Genomic DNA, 21,039 nt, shown 5'->3' with positions numbered 1-21,039 from the left:
TCTTCCCGGTGCTTCCTGCCGGGTCCTAACCCTCCAGACCCTCCGGGCCCTCCAGCCACCGGCCCGTCGCGTCCCAGGCCGCCCGCAGCGCCTCCGGCCGGGCCAGCTCGTGGTGCCCGCACGGCAGGGCCGTCTGCGCCACCTCGCCGGTGACGTACGGCTTCCACCGGACCCCGAGCGGCGTCCCGGCCGGCTTGCCCAGCAGCGCCGCCACGTGGATCAGGTCGCCCTGGTACGTCCCCGGAACGTGCGCCGTCGCGATCTCGACGTTGTTCGCCCGGACGCCCTCGGCCACGGCCAGCTCCTCGTCGGAGAGGTCGAGGCCGAAGCGCTCGCCGACCCGCAGGACGGCGTCGGTCCAGTCGACCTCCTCGATCCCGGGCTCGTCCACGCCCTGGTCCACGGTGACCGACGGGTAGGCGTCGAGCACGACCAGCGCGCCGACCTCCTGGCCGACGGCCTGCAGCTGCACCGCCATCTCGTGCGCGACGACACCGCCCAGCGACCAGCCCAGCAGGTGGTACGGGCCGCTCGGCTGCACCGCCCGGACCTGCTCGACGTAGTCCGCCGCCATCTCCTTGACCGAACCCGGCAACGCGCCCGGCTCGCTCAGACCGCGCGCCTGGAGGCCGTACAGCGGCCGTTCCTCGGGCATGATCCCGGTCAGCGGGGCGTAGCACCAGCTGAGACCACCGGCCGGGTGCACCGCGAAGAACGGCGGCCGCTCGCCGCCCGTGCGCAGCGGGAGCAGGACCTTGAGCCCCTCCGCGCCCGCCGGCCGGCGCAGCCCCCGGACCAGGGACTCGACCGTGGGGCCCTCGAAGAGGTTCCGGACCCCCACCGTGACCCCGAGCGTCGACCGCAGCCGGTCGACCAGTGTCACCGCCAGCAGCGAATGCCCGCCCAGCTCGAAGAAGTTGTCGTCGATGCCGACCCGGGGCAGGCCCAGGACCTCGGCGAACACCTCGCAGACCAGCCGCTCGTCCGCGGTGCGCGGCGCCCGGTAGGACGCCTCCAGCAGCTCCGCCCGGTCCGGCGCGGGCAGCGCACGGCGGTCCAGCTTGCCGTTGACCGTCAGCGGCAGCGCGTCCAGCACCGTGATCGCGGACGGGACCATGTACTCCGGCAGCACCCCGCCCAGCCCGGCCCGGACCTCGGCGACGTCCACCTCCGCGGCCACGGCCGCGTCCACGGCCGGGACGACGTAGGCGGCGATGCGCCGGTCACCGGGGACGTCCTCGCGGACGATCACGGTGGCCTGCGCGATCCCGGGCCGGCCGAGCAGGGCGGCCTCGATCTCGCCGAGCTCGATGCGGTGGCCGCGGATCTTCACCTGGTCGTCGGTGCGGCCCAGGTACTCCAGCGTCCCGTCCTCGCGCCAGCGGGCCAGGTCACCGGTGCGGTACATCCGCTCCCCGGCCGAACCGAACGGGCAGGCCACGAACCGCTCCGCCGTCAGACCCCGGCGGCCCAGGTAGCCCCGGGCCAGGCCGGCACCCGCCACGTACATCTCGCCGGGCACCCCGACCGGAACCGGTGCGAGGAACCCGTCCAGCACGAACACCCGGGTGTCGACCACCGGCGAACCGATCGACACCACGCCCGCCGACGGATCGCACGGCCACATCGTGGCGTCCACCGTCGTCTCGGTCGGGCCGTACGAGTTGAACACCCGGTGGTCGCGCATCCAGCGGGCCATCACGTCCGGCGGACAGGCCTCACCGGCGGTCACCAGGACGACGTCGTCGGCGATCGACCGCTCGTCCAGCGTCGCCAGCACGGCCGGCGGCAGCGTCACATGGGTGACCCGCTGCTCCGCCAGGAAGTGCGGCAGGGCCTCGCCCAGGCGGCGGTCCTGCGGGATCACCACCAGGGCCGCGCCGGTCAGCAGGGCCATGAACCACTCCCAGCCGAAGGTGTCGAAGCCCGCCGAGGCGAACTGCCCGACCCTCGACCCGGAGCCGACCCCCAGGTACCGCACCTGACCGGCCACCAGGCTCGCCACACCCGCGTGGGAGACCAGCACGCCCTTGGGGCGACCGGTCGACCCGGAGGTGTAGATCACGTACGCCGCGTCCGCGGTCCGCACCACGCGGTCCACCAGCGCGCCGCCGCCCAGACCGGCCAGCTCCGCCACCGTCTCCGGCGCGTCCAGGACCAGCGCGCCGGAACCGGGCAGAGCCGACACCGTGCCCGCCGAGGCCAGCACCGTCACCGGCCTCGCGTCCTCCAGCATGTAGCCGATCCGGTCCGCCGGGTACGCCGGGTCGATCGGCATGTACGCACCGCCGGCCTTGACCACCGCCAGCAGCGCGACCATCAGCCCGACCCCGCGCTCCAGGCAGACGCCGACCACGGACTCCGCGCCCACGCCCCGCGACACCAGCAGCCTGGCCAGGCGGTTCGCCCGGGCGTCCAGCTCCCGGTAGGAGACCTCGGCCCCGTCGGCGGCCACCGCGACCGCCTCCGGCAGCCGCTCCACCTGGGCCTCGAAGAGCTCGCCGACCGTCGCGGCCGGAACGTCGGAGGCGGTGTCGTTCCACGCGGTCAGCAGCCGGTCGCGCTGCCGGTCGTCGAGGACGGGAATCCGCTCCAGCGACGTACCGGCGTCCCGCTCCAGCGCGCCGACCATGTTCTCGACCGCCGTGTGCAGCAGACCGCACACCGCGTCCGGGTCGATCGGCGAACCCGCCTGCACCGAGAGCCGGAAGCCGGCACCGGTGTCGTCCACCGAGGCCGTCAGCGGGTAGTTGGTCCGCTCGTGCCCGTACAGCACCCGGATCCCGGCGAGGCCGGTGCCCTCGCCCGTCGCGCCGGGGCTGTGGCGGTAGTTGAGGAGCGAGGTGAACAGCGGGCTCTGCGCCGGCAGGCCGGTGGCCTGCTGGGCGAGGGTCAGCGGGGCGTGCTCGTGCCGCAGCAGCTCGCCCAACTGCACCTGCGCGGCCCGCAGTCCGGCGTCCAGCGCCCGGGTCGCGTCGATCCGGATCGGCAGGGTGTTGATGTACAGACCCGGCGTCCGGTGCGCGGTGCCTCCCGCGTCCATCCGGCCCAGGAACACCGTGCCGAACACGGGGTGGGTCTGGCCGGTCGTCGCGGCCGCGACGCGGGCCCAGGCCAGGTGGAAGAACGCCGCCGCGCTGACGCCGTGACGACGCGCCTGCTCACGGACCCGGCCGGCCAGCTCGTCCGACAGCTCGACCACCGCCTCGCCGGTGCCGCTGCCGTCGCCATGGGTGTCGAGCACGCCGTACGGCGCGGTCGGCTCCTCGACGTCACCGAGCGCCCGCTCGAAGTACGCGCGGTGCTGGTCGGCGGTGACCGCCAGGCGCGCGTGCGCGACGAAGTCGCGGTACGGCGCCGGCTCGGGCAGGCGGTCCTCCTCGTGCTCCAGGTGCGCGCGCACCTCGTCGAAGAGGATCTCCAGGGCCTGGTGGTCACGGGTGAGGTGGTGGCTGCGCAGAGCCATCAACCACTGCCCGGATTCATCGTCCTGATTGATCGTCAGGTCGATCATGGGTGCGCGGCCGATGTCCATCGAGGGCGGGCACGCCGCCAGCAGCCGGGCCACCGCGTCATCGCCGGAACCATGCGAGTCACGGGAGAGCGTGACCTCGTGGACGGGCAGAGTCGCCCGGCGCAGGACGACCTGGAGCGGCTGGGGCAGGTTCTCCCACAGCACGGCCGTCCGCAGGATGTCGTGCCGGTCGACGACGTGCTGAAGCGCGGTCACGAACGCGTCGACGCGCTCCCGCGAGTCGAAGCCCAGAACGACCGGAACGATGTAGACGTCGCGCCCCTGGTCCGCGTCCAGCAGGTGGTGGAAGAAGATCCCCTCCTGCAGCGGCGCCAGCGGGTAGACGTCCGCGACGTTCGCCGCACCGCCCGGGACCGCCGCACTGATCCGGTCGAGGTCCGCCTGGCTCAGCTCGGCCAGCGTGACCATGTCCGGGGTGAGGACGGTCGCGTCGCTCGGGATCCGGTTCTCCGGCACCACGAAGGCCCGGCCGGTGTCGGCGGCGGCCAGCCCGGCGGGCGTCGGCACCTGGAACAGTCCACGCACCGACACCTGGAGGCCGCGCGAGCGCAGGCGCTCGACCAGGGTGACCGCCAGCAGCGAATGCCCGCCGAGTTCGAAGAAGTTGTCGTCGATGCCCACCTGGGGCAGGCCCAGGACCTCGGCGAACACCTCGCAGAGCAGTTCCTCGTCCGCCGTGCGCGGCGCGCGGTAGGCCTCCTGGATCGCGGTGATCTCGGGGGCCGGGAGAGCGCGGCGGTCGAGCTTGCCGTTGACGGTCAGCGGGAGCGCGTCCAGCAGCACGATCGCGGACGGGACCATGTACTCCGGCAGCACCGTCGCGAGGGTGCCGCGCAAGGCGGCGGTATCGATCTCCGCATTGGCGGCGGGGACGATGTAGGCGGCGATGCGCTTGTCGCCCGGGACGTCCTCGCGGACGATCACGGCGGCCTGGGCGACACCCGACTGACCGAGCACCGCCGCTTCGATCTCGCCCAGCTCGATCCGGTAACCGCGCACCTTCACCTGGTCGTCGGTCCGGCCCAGGTAGTCGAGGGTGCCGTCCTCGCGCCAACGGGCGAGGTCGCCGGTGCGGTACATCCTTGCGCCCGCCTCGCCGAACGGGCAGGCCACGAACCGCTCCGCCGTCAGACCCGGACGGTTCAGGTACCCGCGCGCCAGCTGAACACCGGCGAGGTACAACTCGCCCGCCACACCGACCGGAACCGGCCTGAGCCCGGCATCCAGCACGTACACCCGGGTGTTGCCGACGGGGCCGCCGATCGGCACGGTCGCCGTCCCCGGGACACACTCCCAGGCGGTGACGTCGATCGACGCCTCCGTCGGGCCGTACAGGTTGTGCAGCGGAACACCCACATCCCGCAGGAAGGCGTCGCGCAGCTCCGGCGACAACGCCTCACCACTCGCGAACACCGCCCGCAGCGAAGTACAGGTCCGCGAGGCCGGCTCCAGCAGGAACACCTGCATCATCGACGGAATGAAGTGCGTGACCGTCACACCCTCGGCACGAATCACCTCCGCCAGGTAGGCCGGATCGCGGTGCCCGTCCGGACGTGCGACCACCAGGGTGGCGCCGGTGGTCAGCGGCCAGAAGAACTCCCACACGGAGACGTCGAACCCGACCGGAGTCTTCTGCAGCACCCGATCCGACGACGTCAGCCGGTAGTCGTCCTGCATCCACGCCAAACGGTTCACCACACCGTCGTGCGCGACCACCACACCCTTCGGGCGGCCGGTGGAACCGGACGTGTAGATCACGTACGCCGGGCTCTGCGGGCCATGACCCGCCCGCTCCGGGTTCGAAACCGCCTGCACGCCAAGGGCGTTGACGGTCTCGGCATCGTCCAGGTCGATCCGCCGGACACCAGCCGCCAGCTCTCCGCCCATCGTCACACTGTCGGTGACCAGCACCGTCGGACGGCCGTCCTCCAGGGTGGAGGCCAGGCGCTCCGCCGGGTAGTCCAGGTCCAGCGGCAGATACGCCGCCCCCGCCTTCCCGATCGCCACCAGCGACACGACCAGCTCGACCGAGCGCGGAAGACACACCGCCACCAGGTGCTCCGGCCCAACGCCGGCCTCAACCAGCAGGTGCGCCAAGCGGTTCGCCCGCTCGTTCAACTCCGCGTACGACACGACCTCACGCGCCGCACCACTGCCGAACACCACCGCGTCCGCATCCGGCGTCCGCGCCACCTGCGCCTCGAACAGCCCCGGCAGCGTCCCCACCGGCACCTCACGCACGGTGTCGTTCCACCCGTGCAGCACCAACTCCCGCTGCCCGGCGTCCAGCACCGAGACCTGGTCGAGCTTCAGGTCGGGCTCGTGCTCCAGTCCGTCGGCGAGCCGCTCCACCAGAGCCTCGAACAGGCCGCAGACCACGTCCGAGTCCATCGGAGCGCACGCCTGCACCGTGAGCCGGAACCCGACACCGGTGTCGTCCACCGACACCGTCAACGGGTAGTTCGTCCGCTCCTGCCCGAACAGCGGGGTGACGCCGGCAAGGACGGTCTGATGGGTGTCGGCCGTCCGGCTGTGGCGGTAGTTGAGGAGCGAGGTGAACAGCGGGCTCTGCGCCGGGACGCCGGTGGCCTGCTGGGCGAGGGTCAGCGGGGCGTGCTCGTGCCGCAGCAGCTCGCCCAGCTGCTGCTGGGTCACCTTCAGCCCCGCCAGCAGCGACTGGGTCGCGTCGATGCGGATCGGCAGGGTGTTGATGTACAGACCCGGGGTCCGGCTCGCCGTGTCCCCGGCGTCCATCCGGCCGAACAGCACGGTGCCGAACACCGGATGCGTCTGCCCCGTCGTCGCCGCCGCGACCCGCGCCCAAGCCAGGTGGAAGAACGCCGCCGCACTCACACCGTACCGGCGCGCCAACTCGCGCACCCGGTGGGCCAGTTCACCGGAGAGATCGACCACGGCCTCCCCGGCCTCGCTGCCGTCGCCGTGCGTGTCCAGCACACCGTACGGCGCCGTCGGCTCCTCCACCTCCCCGAGCGCCCGCTCGAAGAACGCACGGTGCTGGCCGGCCGTGACAGCCAGCCGGGCGTGCGCCACGAAGTCGCGGTACGGCGCCGGCTCCGGCAGGCGGTCCTCCTCCTGCTCCAGGTGCGCCCGCACCTCGTCGAAGAGGATCTCCAGCGCCTGGTGGTCCCGGATCAGGTGGTGGCTCTGCAGGGCCATCAGCCAGCGGTCCCGGCCCGGATCGGCCGCGACGACGAGCCGCATCATCGGGGCACGGCGGATGTCCATCGAGGGCGGGCAGGCCGCCAGCAGCCGGGCCACCGCGTCCTCGCCCGGGTCCCCGGTGAGGGCGATCTCCTCGACCGCCACCGGGGCCTGCCGCAGGACGACCTGGAGCGGCTGGGGCAGGTTCTCCCACAGCACGGCCGTCCGCAGGATGTCGTGCCGGTCGACGACGTGCTGGAGCGCGGCGACGAAGTCGTCCATGCGCCCGCGCGAGTCGAAGCCCAGAACGACCGGGACGATGTAGACGTCGCGGCCCTGGTCGGCGTCCAGGAGGTGGTGGAAGAAGATGCCCTCCTGCAGCGGCGCCAGCGGGTAGACGTCCGCGACGTTCGCCGCACCACCGGGGACCTGATCCACCAGACGGTCGAGGTCCGCCTGGGTCAGCTCGGCCAGCGTGACCATGTCCGGGGTGAGGACGGTCGCGTCGCTCGGGATCCGGTTCTCCGGCACCACGAAGGCCTGACCGGCGTCGACGGCGGCCAGCGCCGCCGGCGTCGGGGCCTGGAACAGCGCCTTCACCGACACCGGCAGACCGCTCGCCCGCAGTCGCTCCACCAGCGTCACCGCCAGCAGGGAGTGGCCGCCCAGCTCGAAGAAGTTGTCGTCGATGCCGACCTGGGGCAGACCCAGGACCTCGGCGAACACCTCGCTGAGCAGCTGCTCGTCCGCCGTGCGCGGCGCCCGGTAGGACGACTCCAGCAGCTCCGTGCGGTCCGGCACCGGGAGTGCCCGGCGGTCCAGCTTGCCGTTGACCGTCAGCGGGAGCGCGTCCAGCACCATGATCGCGGACGGGACCATGTACTCGGGCAGGACGGCGCCCAGCCCGGCCCGGATCTCGGTGGTGTCGATCTCCGCACCGGCGGCGGGCACCACGTAGGCGGCGATGCGCTTGTCACCGGGGACGTCCTCACGGACGATCACGGCCGCCTGGGCGACACCCGGCTGACCGAGCAGGCCGGCTTCGATCTCGCCCAGCTCGATCCGGTAACCGCGCACCTTCACCTGGTCGTCGGTGCGGCCCAGGTAGTCGATCGTGCCGTCCTCTCGCCAACGGGCGAGGTCACCCGTGCGGTACATCCGGTCCCCCGCACCGCCGAACGGACAGGCGACGAAGCGCTCCGCCGTCAGCCCCGGGCGGTTCAGGTACCCGCGTGCCAGCTGCACACCGGCGATGTACAGCTCGCCCGCCACACCGGCCGGCACCGGACGCAGGGCGGCGTCCAGCACGTAGGCCCGGGTGTTGCCGACCGGGCCGCCGATCGGCACGGTCGCCGTCCCCGGCACGCACTCCCAGGCGGTGACCTCGATGGACACCTCGGTGGGGCCGTAGAGGTTGTGCAGCGGGATGCCCATGTCCCGCAGGAACGCGTCCCGCAGTTCCGGCGACAGAGCCTCGCCGCTGGCGAACACCGCCCGCAGAGACGTGCAGGTCCGCGCGGCCGGCTCCAGCAGGAACACCTGCATCATCGACGGGATGAAGTGCGCGACGGTCACGCCCTCCGCGCGGATCACCTCCGCCAGGTACGCGGGGTCACGGTGGCCGTCCGGGCGTGCGACGACGAGCGTCGCGCCGGTGGTCAGCGGCCAGAAGAACTCCCAGACGGAGACGTCGAACCCGACCGGGGTCTTCTGCAGCACCCGGTCCGACGGCGTCAGCCGGTAGTCCTGCTGCCCCCAGGAAAGGCGGTTGACGATCCCCTGGTGGGAGATCACCACGCCCTTGGGGCGACCGGTGGAACCGGAGGTGTAGATGACGTACGCCGGGCTCTCCGGGCGGTGGCCGGGGCGCTCCGGGTTCGAAACCGGCTGCGCACCAAGCGCGTTGGCGGTCTCCGGCGCGTCCAGATCGATCCGCCGGACGCCCGCCGCCGCTGCCGGGGCCCCGTCCATCGTCACGCTGTCGGTGACCAGGACGGTCGGGCGACCGTCCTCCAGGGTGGAGGCCAGACGGTCGTCCGGGTAGTCCGGGTCCAGCGGCAGATACGCCGCCCCGGCCTTGCCGATCGCCAGCAACGACACCACCAGCTCGGTCGAGCGCGGCAGGCAGACGGCCACCAGGTGCTCGGGGCCGACACCGCCCTCGACCAGCAGGTGCGCCAGGCGGTTCGCCCGCTCGTTCAACTCCGCGTACGACACGACCTCGCGGGCCGCACCGCTGCCGAACACCACGGCCGTGGCGTCCGGCGTCCGCGCCGCCTGCGCCTCGAAGAGCCCCGGCAGCGTCGCGGCCGGCAGCTCACGCGCGGTGTCGTTCCAGCCGCGCAGCACCAACTCCCGCTGCCCGGCATCGAGAACGGCGATCCGGTCGAGCGTGGCGGCGGAGTCCTCCTCCAGCCCGCCGACCAGGTTCTCCACCGCCGTGCACAGCAGACCGCAGACCACGTCGGAGTCCATCGGCGCACACGCCTGCACCGTGAACCGGAATCCGACACCGGTGTCGTCCACCGACACCGTCAACGGGTAGTTCGTCCGCTCCGAGGCGTACACGATGTCGATGCCCGTGGTCCCGATTCCGGGCACGCCCTGCTGGTCGGGGTGAGAACTGGGCACACTGTGGCGGTAGTTGAGGAGCGAGGTGAACAACGGGCTCTGGGCGGGGACGCCGGTCACCTGCTGGGCGAGGGTCAGCGGGGCGTGCTCGTGCCGCAGCAGCTCACCCAGCTGCTGCTGCGCCACCTTCAGACCCGCCACCAGCGGCCGGGTGGCGTCGATCCGGATCGGCAGGGTGTTGATGTACAGACCCGGGGTGCGGCTCGCCGTGTCACCGGCATCCATCCGGCCGAGCAGCACCGTGCCGAACACGGGGTGCGTCTGGCCGGTCGTCGCGGCCGCGACGCGGGCCCAGGCCAGGTGGAAGAACGCCGCGGCGCTCACGCCGTGCCGACGAGCCTGTTCGCGGACGCGCTCGGCCAGTTCGGCCGACAGCTCGACGATCGACTCACCGGCGTCGGTGCCGTCGCCGTGGGTATCCAGCACTCCGTACGGCGCGGTCGGCTCCTCGACGTCACCGAGCGCCCGCTCGAAGTACGCGCGGTGCTGGTCGGCGGTGACGGCCAGGCGCGCGTGCGCGACGAAGTCGCGGTACGGCGCTGGCTCGGGCAGGCGGTCCTCCTCGTGCTCCAGGTGCGCGCGCACCTCGTCGAAGAGGATCTCCAGGGCCTGGTGGTCGCGGGTGAGGTGGTGACTGCGCAGAGCCATCAACCACCGATCACCGACGGTGTCCTGAGCGATCGTCAGGTCGACCATGGGCGCACGGCGGATGTCCATCGACGGCGGGCAGGCCGCCAGCAGCCGGGCCACCGCGTCATCGCCGGAGCCATGCGAGTCACGGGAGAGCGTGACCTCGTGGACGGGCAGAGTCGCCCGGCGCAGGACGACCTGGAGCGGCTGGGGCAGGTTCTCCCACAGCACGGCCGTCCGCAGGATGCCGTGGCGGTCCACCACCGCCTGCAGCGCCGACACGAACGCGTCGACGCGCTCGCGGGAGTCGAAGGCCAGCACGGTCGGCAAGATGTAGACGTCACGGCCCTGCTCCGCGTCCAGCAGGTGATGGAAGAAGATCCCCTCCTGCAGCGGCGCCAGCGGATAGATGTCGGCGACGTTCGCCGCACCACCGGGGACCTGCTCCACGATCCGCGCGAGATCGTCCTCGGCGACCTCGGCCAGCGTGACCATGTCCGGGGTGAGGGCGGTGGCGCCGTCCGGGATCCGGTTCTCCGGCACCACGAACGCCTGGCCGGTGTCGACGGCCGCGAGTCCGGCCGCCGTCGGGGCCTGGAAGAGCGCCCGCACCGAGACCTGGAGGCCGCGCGAGCGCAGCCGCTCGACCAGGGTGACCGCCAGCAGGGAGTGGCCGCCGAGTTCGAAGAAGTTGTCGTCGATGCCCACCTGGGGCAGGCCCAGGACCTCGGCGAACACCTCGCAGAGCAGTTCCTCGTCCGCCGTACGCGGCGCTCGGTAGGCCTCCTGGATCGCGGTGATCTCGGGAGCCGGCAGAGCGCGGCGGTCCAGCTTGCCGTTGACCGTCAGCGGAAGCTCGTCCAGCGCCATGATCGCGGACGGGACCATGTAGTCGGGAAGCGTCGTCGCGAGCGCATCCCGCAGTGCAACGGCATCCACCTCCGCGTCCACGGCCGGGACGACATAGGCGGCGATGCGCTTGTCACCCGGGACGTCCTCGCGGACGATCACGGCGGCCTGGGCGACACCCGACTGACCGAGCACCGCCGCTTCGATCTCGCCCAGCTCGATCCGGTAACCGCGCACCTTCACCTGGTCGTCGGTCCGGCCCAGGTAGTCGAGCGTGCCGTCCTCTCGCCAACGCGCCAGGTCGCCGGTGCGGTACATCCGCTCCCCAGCCGAACCGAACGGGCAGGCCACGAACCGCTCCGCCGTCAGCCCCGGACGGTTCAGATACCCACGCGCCAACTGCACACCGGCGAGGTACAACTCGCCGGGAACACCGACCGGAACCGGCCGCAGCGCCGCGTCCAGCACATACACCCGGGTGTTACCGACCGGGCCGCCGATCGGCACCGTCGCCGTCCCCGGCACACACTCCCAGGCAGTGACGTCGATCGACGCCTCCGTCGGCCCGTACAAGTTGTGCAGCGGAACACCAACATCCCGCAGGAAAGCGTCGCGCAACTCCGGCGACAACGCCTCACCACTCGCGAACACCGCCCGCAGCGAAGTACAGGTCCGCGCGGCCGGCTCCAGCAGGAACACCTGCATCATCGACGGAATGAAGTGCGTGACCGTCACACCCTCCGCACGGATCACCTCCGCCAGGTACGCCGGATCGCGATGACCGTCCGGACGTGCGACCACCAGGGTGGCGCCGGTGGTCAGCGGCCAGAAGAACTCCCACACGGAGACGTCGAACCCGACCGGAGTCTTCTGCAGCACCCGATCCGACGACGTCAGCCGGTAGTCGTCCTGCATCCACGCCAAACGGTTCACCACACCGTCGTGCGCGACCACCACACCCTTCGGACGACCCGTCGACCCCGAGGTGTAGATCACGTACGCCGGGCTCTGCGGGCCATGACCCACCCGCTCCGGGTTCGAAACCGCCTGCACGCCAAGGGCGTTGACGGTCTCGGCATCGTCCAGGTCGATCCGCCGGACACCAGCCGCCAGCTCCCCGCCCATCGTCACACTGTCGGTGACCAGGGCGGTCGGACGGCCGTCCTCCAGAGTGGAGGCCAGACGCTCCGCCGGATAGTCCGGGTCCAGCGGCAGATACGCCGCCCCCGCCTTCCCGATCGCCAGCAACGACACCACCAGCTCGGTCGAGCGCGGCAGACACACCGCCACCAGATCCTCGGCGCCGACACCGCCCTCGACCAGCAGGTGCGCCAAGCGGTTCGCCCGCTCGTTCAACTCCGCGTACGACACGACCTCACGCGCCGCACCACCGCCGAACACCACAGCCGTGGCATCCGGCGTCCGCGCCACCTGCGCCTCGAACAGCCCCGGCAGCGTCCCCACCGGCACCTCACGCACGGTGTCGTTCCAGCCACGCAGCACCAACTCCCGCTGCCCGTCGTCCAGAACGGGAACCAGATCCAGCGAAGAGGCGGAATCCCGCTCCAGCCCGCCGACCAGGTTCTCCACCGCCGTGCACAGCAGACCGCAGACCACGTCCGAGTCCATCGGAGCGCACGCCTGCACCGTGAACCGGAACCCGACACCGGTGTCGTCCACCGACACCGTCAACGGGTAGTTCGTCCGCTCCTGAGCGCGGAGCAGCTGGATCCCGGCGATCGTCCGCGCGGTTCCACCGCCGACCCCGCCGACCCCGCCGGTGGCGGCGGTGCGACGGTAGTTGAGGAGAGAGGTGAACAGCGGGCTCTGCGCCGGCAGGCTGGTCGCCTGCCGCGCCAGGGTCAGCGGGGCGTGCTCATGGGTCAGCAGCTCGCCCAACTGCACCTGCGCCGCCCGCAGTCCGGTGCTCAACCGCTGGGTGGCGTCGATGCGGATCGGCAGGGTGTTGATGTACAGACCCGGGGTGCGGCTCGCCGTGTCCCCGGCGTCCATCCGGCCGAGCAGCACGGTGCCGAACACCGGATGCGTCTGCCCCGTCGTCGCCGCCGCGACCCGCGCCCAGGCCAGGTGGAAGAACGCGGCGGCGCTCACGCCGTGGCGACGCGCCTGCTCGCGGACCCGGCCGGCCAGCTCGTCCGACAGTTCGGCGATCGACTCGCCGGCGTCGGTGCCGTCGCCGTGGGTGTCCAGAACGCCGTACGGCGCGGTCGGCTCCTCGACGTCACCGAGCGCCCGCTCGAAGTACGCGCGGTGCTGCTCGGCGCTGACGGCCAGGCGCGCGTGGGCGACGAAGTCGCGGTACGGCGCCGGGGCCGGCAGCCGCTGGACGTCCTGCTCCAGGTGCGCGCGCACCTCGTCCAGCAGGATCTCCAGCGCCTGGTGGTCACGGATCAGGTGGTGGCTGCGCAGAGCGATCAACCACCGCCCACCATCGATGTCCTGAGTGATCGTCAGATCGATCAGGGGTGCCCGTCGGACGTCCATCGCGGACGGGCAGGCCGCCAGCAGCTGCGTCACGACATCGCCACCGGCGCCGGCACCGGCGTCGGCACCCGCCGCCAGGGCGATCTCGGAGACGGCCAGCGGCGCCTGCCGCAGGACGACCTGGAGCGGCTGGGAGAGCCCCTCCCAGAGCACGGCCGTCCGCAGGATGTCGTGCCGGTCCACCACCGACTGCAGCGCCGACACGAATCCGTCGACCCGCTCCCGCGAGTCGAAGGCCAGCACCGTCGGGAAGACGTAGATGTCACGTCCCTCGTCGGCGTCCAGGAGGTGGTGGAAGAAGATGCCCTCCTGCAGTGGAGCCAGCGGGTAGACGTCGGCGACGTTCGCCGCACCGCCCGGGACCTGCTCCACGATCCGCGCGAGATCGTCCTCGGTGACCTCGGCCAGCGTGATCATGTCCGGGGTGAGAGCGGTCGCGCCGTCCGGGATCCGGTTCTCCGGCACCACGAACGCCTGGCCCGCGTCCACGGCCGCCAGTCCGAGCGGGGTCGGCGTCTGGAACAGCGCCTTCACCGACACCTGCAGGCCGCGCGAGCGCAGCCGCTCCACCAGCGTCACCGCCAGCAGGGAGTGACCACCCAGCTCGAAGAAGTTGTCGTCGATGCCGACCCGCTCCAGCCCGAGGACCTCGGCGAACACCTCGCAGAGCAGTTCCTCGTCCGCGGTGCGCGGCGCCCGGTAGGACGCCTCCGGCAGCGCCGACCGGTCCGGTGCCGGCAGGCCCCGGCGGTTGATCTTTCCGTTCGCGGTCAGCGGCAGCTCGTCCAGCACGACCACGGCGGACGGGACCATGTAGTCGGGGAGCGTCACCGCGAGCGCGTCCCGCAGTACGCCGGCATCCACGGCCGCGTCCACGGCCGGGACGACGTAGGCGACGATGCGCTTGTCGCCCGGGACGTCCTCGCGGACGACCGCGACGGCCTGGGAGACGCCCGCCCGGCCGAGCAGGGCGGACTCGATCTCACCCAGCTCGATGCGGTAGCCGCGCACCTTCACCTGGTCGTCCGTACGGCGCAGGTACTCCAGCGTGCCGTCCTCGCGCCAGCGCACCAGGTCGCCGGTGCGGTACATCCTTGCGCCCGCCTCACCGAACGGGCAGGCCACGAACCGCTCCGCGGTCAGGCCGGCGCGGTTCAGGTAGCCGCGTGCCAGGCCGCTGCCGGCGATGTACAGCTCGCCCGCCACGCCCACCGGCACCGGTCGCAGCGCCGCGTCCAGCACGTACACCCGGGTGTTGAGGATGGGCCGGCCGATGGAGACCGGGGTGTCCGCCGAGACCTCCGAGGCCGTGGACCAGATGGTCGTCTCGGTCGGGCCGTACAGGTTGGTGACGGAGGCGGCGGTGCCCGCCAGGGTGCGGGCGAGCTCGCCGGGGAGCGCCTCGCCGCCGACCAGGACCCGGACGGACCGCAGGACGTCGTCGTCCGCCAGGGCCCGCCACAGACTGGGCGTGGCCTGCATGACGGTGACGGCCTCGCGCCCGAGGAGGGCGCGCAGGGCGTCCGGGTCGCGGACCTCGTCGCGGTCGGCGAGGACCACGGCGGCGCCGGACACCAGCGGAAGGTGCAGTTCGAGTCCGGCGATGTCGAAGCCGATGGTGGTGACGGCCAGCAGGCGGTCGTGCTCGGTGACCCGCAGGCGGTGGTTCATCGCCGCGAGGAAGTTGTTCAGCGCGGAGTGCGGGAGGACGACGCCCTTGGGGCGGCCGGTGGAGCCGGAGGTGAAGATGACGTAGGCCGGGTTCTCCGGGCGGTGGCCGGGGCGCTCCGGGTTCGAAACCGGCTGCGCACCAAGGGCGTTGGCGGTCTCCGGCGCGTCCAGGTCGATCCGCCGGACGCCCGCGTCCGCCGTCAGGGCCTCGTCCGTCGTCACGCTGTCGGTGACCAGGGCGGTGGGACGGCCGTCGGCCAGGGTCGTCGCCAGGCGCTCGACCGGGTAGTCCGGGTCGAGCGGCAGGTAGGCGGCGCCCGTCTTGGAGACGGCCAGCAGCGACACGACCAGCTCGGCCGACCGCGGCAGGCACACGGCCACCAGGTGCTCCGGGCCGACGCCGTCGGCCGCCAGCAGGTGCGCCAGGCGGTTGGCCCGCGCGTTCAGCTCGGCGTACGTCAGGCTCTCGCCTGCGGCGACCAGGGCGACGGCCTCCGGGGTGCGGGCGGCCTGCGCCTCGAAGAGCTCGGGCAGGGTCGCGGCCGGGACGTCGGAGGCGGTGTCGTTCCAGGCGGTCAGCAGCCGGTCGCGCTGCCGGTCGTCGAGGACGGGGATGCGGTCGAGCGGGGTCCGGGAGTCCTGCTCCAGCTCTGCGGCCAGGTTCTCGACGGCGGTGTGCAGCAGACCGCACACCACGTCCGGGTCGATCGCGGGAACGGCCTGCACGGAGAGCCGGAAGCCGACGACGGTGTCGTCCACCGACACGGTGAGCGGGTAGTTGGTCCGCTCGTGCCCGTACAGCACCCGGATCCCGGCGAGGCCGGTGCCCTCGTTCGCGGCGCCGGGGCTGTGGCGGTAGTTGAGGAGCGAGGTGAACAGCGGGCTCTGCGCGGGGACTCCGGTGGCCTGCTGGGCGAGGGTCAGCGGGGCGTGCTCGTGCCGCAGCAGCTCGCCCAACTGGACCTGGACGGCGCGCAGTCCGGCGTCCAGCGGCCGGGTGGCGTCGATCCGGATCGGCAGGGTGTTGATGTACAGCCCGGGGGTCCGGTGCGCGGTGCCCCCGGCGTCCATCCGGCCGAGCAGCACGGTTCCGAACACGGGGTGGGTCTGGCCGGTCGTGGCCGCGGCGACGCGGGCCCAGGCCAGGTGGAAGAACGCCGCGGCGCTGACGCCGTGGCGGCGGGCCTGCTCGCGAACGCGCTCCGCGAGCCCGTCGGACAGTTCGACGATCGACTCGCCGGTGCCGCTGCCGTCGCCGTGGGTGTCCAGCACTCCGTAGGGTGCGGTCGGCTCCTCGACGTCGCCGAGTGCCCGCTCGAAGTAGGCGCGGTGCTGCTCGGCGCTGACGGCCAGGCGCGCGTGGGCGACGAAGTCGCGGTACGGCGCCGGCTCCGGCAGCCGCTGGACGTCCTGCTCCAGGTGCGCGCGCACCTCGTCCAGCAGGATCTCCAGCGCGGTGTGGTCGCGGGTGAGGTGGTGACTGCGCAGGGCCATCAACCACCGCCCACCGGGGGCGTCCTGAGCAATCGTCAGATCGGCCATCGGGGCACGCCGGATGTCCATCGACGGCGGGCAGGCCGCCAGCAGTCGGGCCACCGCGTCATCGCCGGAGTCGCCCGCGTCACGGGAGCCACCGGAGCCACCGGAGCCACCGGACAGCGTGACCTCGTGAACGGGCAGGGTCGCCCGGCGCAGGACGACCTGGAGCGGCTGGGGCAGGTTCTCCCACAGCACCGCCGTCCGCAGGATGCCGTGGCGGTCCACCACCGCCTGCAGCGCCGACACGAACGCGTCGACCCGCTCCCGCGAGTCGAAGGCCAGCACGGTCGGCAGGATGTAGACGTCACGGCCCTGCTCCGCGTCCAGCAGGTGGTGGAAGAAGATCCCCTCCTGCAACGGCGCCAGCGGGTAGACGTCGGCGACGTTCGCCGCACCACCGGGGACCTGCTCCACGATCCGGTCGAGGTCCGCCGGGCTCAGCTCGGCCAGCGTGATCATGTCCGGGGTCAGCGCGGTCGCGCCGTCCGGGATCCGGTTCTCCGGCACCACGAACGCCCGGGCGGCCTCGTCGGCCGCCGACAGCCCGGCGGGCGTCGGCGCCTGGAACAGCGCCTTCACCGACACCGGCAGCCCGCGCGAGCGCAGCCGCTCGACCAGCGTCACCGCCAGCAGCGAGTGCCCGCCCAGCTCGAAGAAGTTGTCGTCGATGCCGACCCGCTCCACGCCGAGGACCTCGGCGAACACCTCACAGGTCAGTTCCTCGTCCGCGGTGCGCGGCGCCCGGTAGGACGCCTCCAGCAGCGCCCCCCGGTCCGGCGCCGGCAGGGCGCGGCGGTCCAGCTTGCCGTTGACCGTCAGCGGCAGCGTCTCCAGCACCACGACCGCGGACGGGACCATGTACTCCGGCAGCATCGTCGCGAGGGCGCCCCGCAGCACGGAGGTGTCGACCTCCGCGCCCGGGTCGGGCACCACGTAGCCGGTCAGCCGCTTGTCGCCGGGGACGTCCTCGCGGACGATCACCGCCGCCTGGGCGACACCCGCCCGACCGAGCAGGGCGGCCTCGATCTCGCCCAGCTCGATGCGGAAGCCGCGGATCTTCACCTGGTCGTCGGTGCGGCCCAGGTACTCCAGCGTGCCGTCGGCGCGCCAACGCGCCAGGTCCCCGGTGCGGTACATCCTTGCGCCCGCCTCGCCGAACGGGCAGGCCACGAACCGCTCCGCCGTCAGCCCCGGACGGTTCAGGTAGCCCCGCGCCAGCTGGTCGCCCGCGACGTACATCTCGCCCGGCACGCCGACCGGCGCCGGCCGCAGTCCGGCGTCCAGCACGTAGACGCGCAGTCCGGGGATGCCCTCGCCGATCGGGCTGCCCAGGGAGCCCTCGACGGCCGTCGACCGGTCGAGCCGGAGGTGGCTCACGTGCACGGTGGTCTCGGTGATGCCGTACATGTTGACGAGTCGCGGGGCGTCGTCCCGATGCCGCGCGTACCACTCGCGCAGGCGGCCGGTGTCGAGCGCCTCGCCGCCGAACACGACAGTGCGCAGCCGCAGTTCGGACCCGAGGTCCGGGTGCCGGGCCTCGGCCTGGGCCAGCTGGTAGAAAGCGGACGGCGTCTGGTTGAGGACGGTCACGCCCTCGTCCGCCAGCAGGCGCAGGAACTCCACCGGCGACCTGGACACCTCGACCGGCACGACGACCAGACGGCCGCCGTGGAGCAGCGGGCCCCACAGCTCCCACACCGAGAAGTCGAAGGCGAAGGAGTGGAACCAGGTCCACACGTCGTCGGCGCCGAACTCGAACCACGGCTGGGTCTCGTCGAGCAGGCGCACCACGTTCCCGTGCGGGACGACGACGCCCTTGGGGCGGCCCGTCGAGCCCGAGGTGTAGATGATGTACGCGGTGTTCGCCGGGGACAGCGCGCCGGGGACCTCGGCCGGCAGCGGCACGTCGCCCTTGCCGGCGGACAGCCGCGCGAGGGTCTCCGGGTCGTCCAGGACCACCCGGCGGACGGCCTCCTCGTGCGCGACCGCTCCCGCCGACGCGGTGGAGGTGATCACCAGGGCGGGGGCGCAGTCCGCGAACACGAAGCTGATGCGGTCCGACGGCGAGGCCGGGTCGACCGGCAGGTAGGCGCCGCCGGCCTTCAGCACGGCGAGCAGGGCCACGACCAGGTCGAGCGAGCGTTCCAGGCAGACCGCGACGGAGGTCTCGGGCCCGACGCCGTGCCGGACCAGCAGGGCGGCCAGCGCGTCCGAGCGCTCGGCGAGTTCCGCGTAGGTGAGCCGGGCGTCGCCGAGGACCGCGGCGACGGCGTCGGGCGTCCGCTCGACCTGCGCCGCGAAGAGCGCCGGCAGGGTCGCCGCCGGCCGGGTGCCGCGCGCGGGGGTGTGCCACGCGTCCAGCAGGCGGTGGCGCTCGGCCGGGCTCGTCACCTCCAGCAGGCCGAGCGGCCGGTCGGGGTCCGAGAGCGCCGAGTCGAGGACCTGGACGAACCGCTCCGCCATCGCCTCGACGGTCGCCTCGTCGAACAGGTCGGCGGCGTAGGTGATGCTGCCGGCCAGACCGGCGGGCCGGCCCTGGGCGTCGAAGCGCTCGGCGAGCTGGACGTCGAGGTCGAACTTGGCCGGACGCTGGTCGCCGCTCAGCGGCTCGGCCTCCAGGCCGGGCAGCCGCAGCTCCGCGTCCGCGTTGTTCTGGACGCTCAGGGTCACCTGGAACAGCGGGTGCCGGGACATCGAGCGGGCCGGCGCCAGGTCCTCCACCAGGCGCTCGAACGGCAGGTCCTGGTGGGAGAACGCCTCCAGCGACGTCTCCCGGACCTGCCGGAGCAGGTCCCGGAAGGTGGCCTCGTCGGCGACCCGCGCCCGGAGCACCAGCGTGTTGACGAACAGGCCGACCAGGTCGTGCAGGGCCTCGTCCAGGCGCCCGGCGATCGGCACGCCGATCGGGATGTCGTTCCCGGCCCCGAGCCGCGACAGCAGGACGGCGAGGGCCGCCTGCGCCGCCATGAAGACGGTGGCCCCCTCGGCCTTCGCGGTCCGCACCAGTCGCTCGTGGAGCCCGGCGGGCACGGTCAGGTCGACCACGCCGCCCACGTGCGAGGCGCGGGTGGGACGCGGCCGGTCGACCGGGAGTTCCAGCTCGTGCGGCATGCCCGCGAGCGCCTGGCGCCAGTGCGCCAGCTGCTCGTTGAGGAGGCTCTCCGGATCCTCGTCGGCGCCGAGCACGTCCTGCTGCCAGAAGGTGTAGTCGGCGTACTGGACCTCCAGCTGCTCCCACTCGGGGGCCCGCCCGCCCCGGCGCGCCGCGTAGGCGACGGAGAGGTCCCGTGCGAGCGGGCCCCTCGACCATCCGTCGCTCGCGATGTGGTGCATCACGACGATCAGCGCGTGGTCGTCCGGCGCGGTGGCGAACAGCCAGGCCCGGAACGGGATGTCGTGCTCCAGGTCGAAGGTGTGCCGGGCGGCCGCGGCCAGCGCCGCCGGCAGGTCCGCGGCGTCCACCTCGGTCACCGGCAGGTCGATCCGGGCCGACTCGGCGGCCAGGACCTTCTGGTGCGGCTTGCCGTCCTTGGCCGGGAAGACGGTGCGGAGGACCTCGTGGCGCTCCACCACGTCCCTCAGGGCGTCCCGCAGGGCCTCACGGTCCAGGGCTCCCCGCAGGCGCAGGGGGAGCGAGATGTTGTACGTGTCGCTCGGCCCCTCCAACTGCCCGAGGAACCACAGCCGCTGCTGAGCGTAGGACAACGGGATCATCAGATCTCCTCCTGCCTGGTGCGACGACGCAGGGCGGGCCTGGTGCGCTTGGGACGGTTGATGTGGGACGAAAGGCCCGCCACGGTGGGGCTCTCGAAGATCGCCCTGAGAGGCAGTTCGACCTCCAGGGCGGAACGGATCCGGCTGACCAGCCGGGTGGCCAGCAGCGAGTGCCCGCCGAGTTCGAAGAAGCTGTCGTCGATGCCGACCCGCTCCAGACCGAGGACCTCGGCGAACGCCTCGCACAGGAGCGTCTCCTCGGGCGTCCTCGGCGCGCGGTAGGAGGCCTCCAGCTCCGCCGTGCGGTCGGGGGCCGGGAGGGCGCGGCGGTCGAGCTTGCCGTTGACGGTCAGCGGCAGAGCGTCCAGGGCGATGACGGCGGAGGGGACCATGTAGTCGGGCAGGACGGCGGCCAGGGCCGTCCTGACCTCGGCCGTGTCCACCTCGGCACCGGTGGCCGGGACGACGTAGGCCGTCAGCCGCTTGTCGCCCGAAACGTCCTCGCGGACGATCACCACACCCTGCGCGATACCGGGCCGGCCGAGCAGCGCGGACTCGATCTCGCCCAGCTCGATGCGGTAGCCGCGCACCTTGACCTGGTCGTCGGTGCGGCCCAGGTACTCCAGCGTGCCGTCGGCGCGCCAGCGGGCCAGGTCGCCGGTGCGGTACATCCGCTCCCCGACCGAACCGAACGGGCAGGCGACGAAGCGCTCCGCCGTCAGGTCCGGACGGCCCAGGTAGCCGCGCGCCAGCTGGACACCGGCGATGTACAACTCACCCGCCGCACCCACCGGAACCGGACG

2 protein-coding genes are annotated in these 21,039 nt (G+C 72.7%); both read right to left on the bottom strand.

Annotated elements, in window-relative coordinates:
- Nucleotides 1–25: 25 nt before the first annotated feature.
- Nucleotides 26–20,236, bottom strand: a complete 20,211-nt coding sequence (locus ACFVHV_RS22765; protein ID WP_380353016.1) for a non-ribosomal peptide synthase/polyketide synthase — start codon at nt 20,234–20,236, stop codon at nt 26–28.
- On the bottom strand, nt 20,236–21,039 hold an 804-nt coding region (locus ACFVHV_RS22760; RefSeq protein ID WP_380353014.1), incomplete at its 5' end, for a phosphopantetheine-binding protein. The genes ACFVHV_RS22765 and ACFVHV_RS22760, both read right to left, overlap by 1 nt.

Source organism: Kitasatospora sp. NPDC127116 (assembly GCF_042677365.1).
Lineage (GTDB): Bacteria > Actinomycetota > Actinomycetes > Streptomycetales > Streptomycetaceae > Kitasatospora > Kitasatospora lactacystinica.
This window is presented reverse-complemented; position numbering and strand designations above follow the sequence as displayed.

Bases quoted from the DNA above. Each gene is read 5' to 3' on its own strand.
- ACFVHV_RS22765 (WP_380353016.1), bottom strand. From the start codon at position 20,236: ATGATCCCGTTGTCCTACGCTCAGCAGCGGCTGTGGTTCCTCGGGCAG.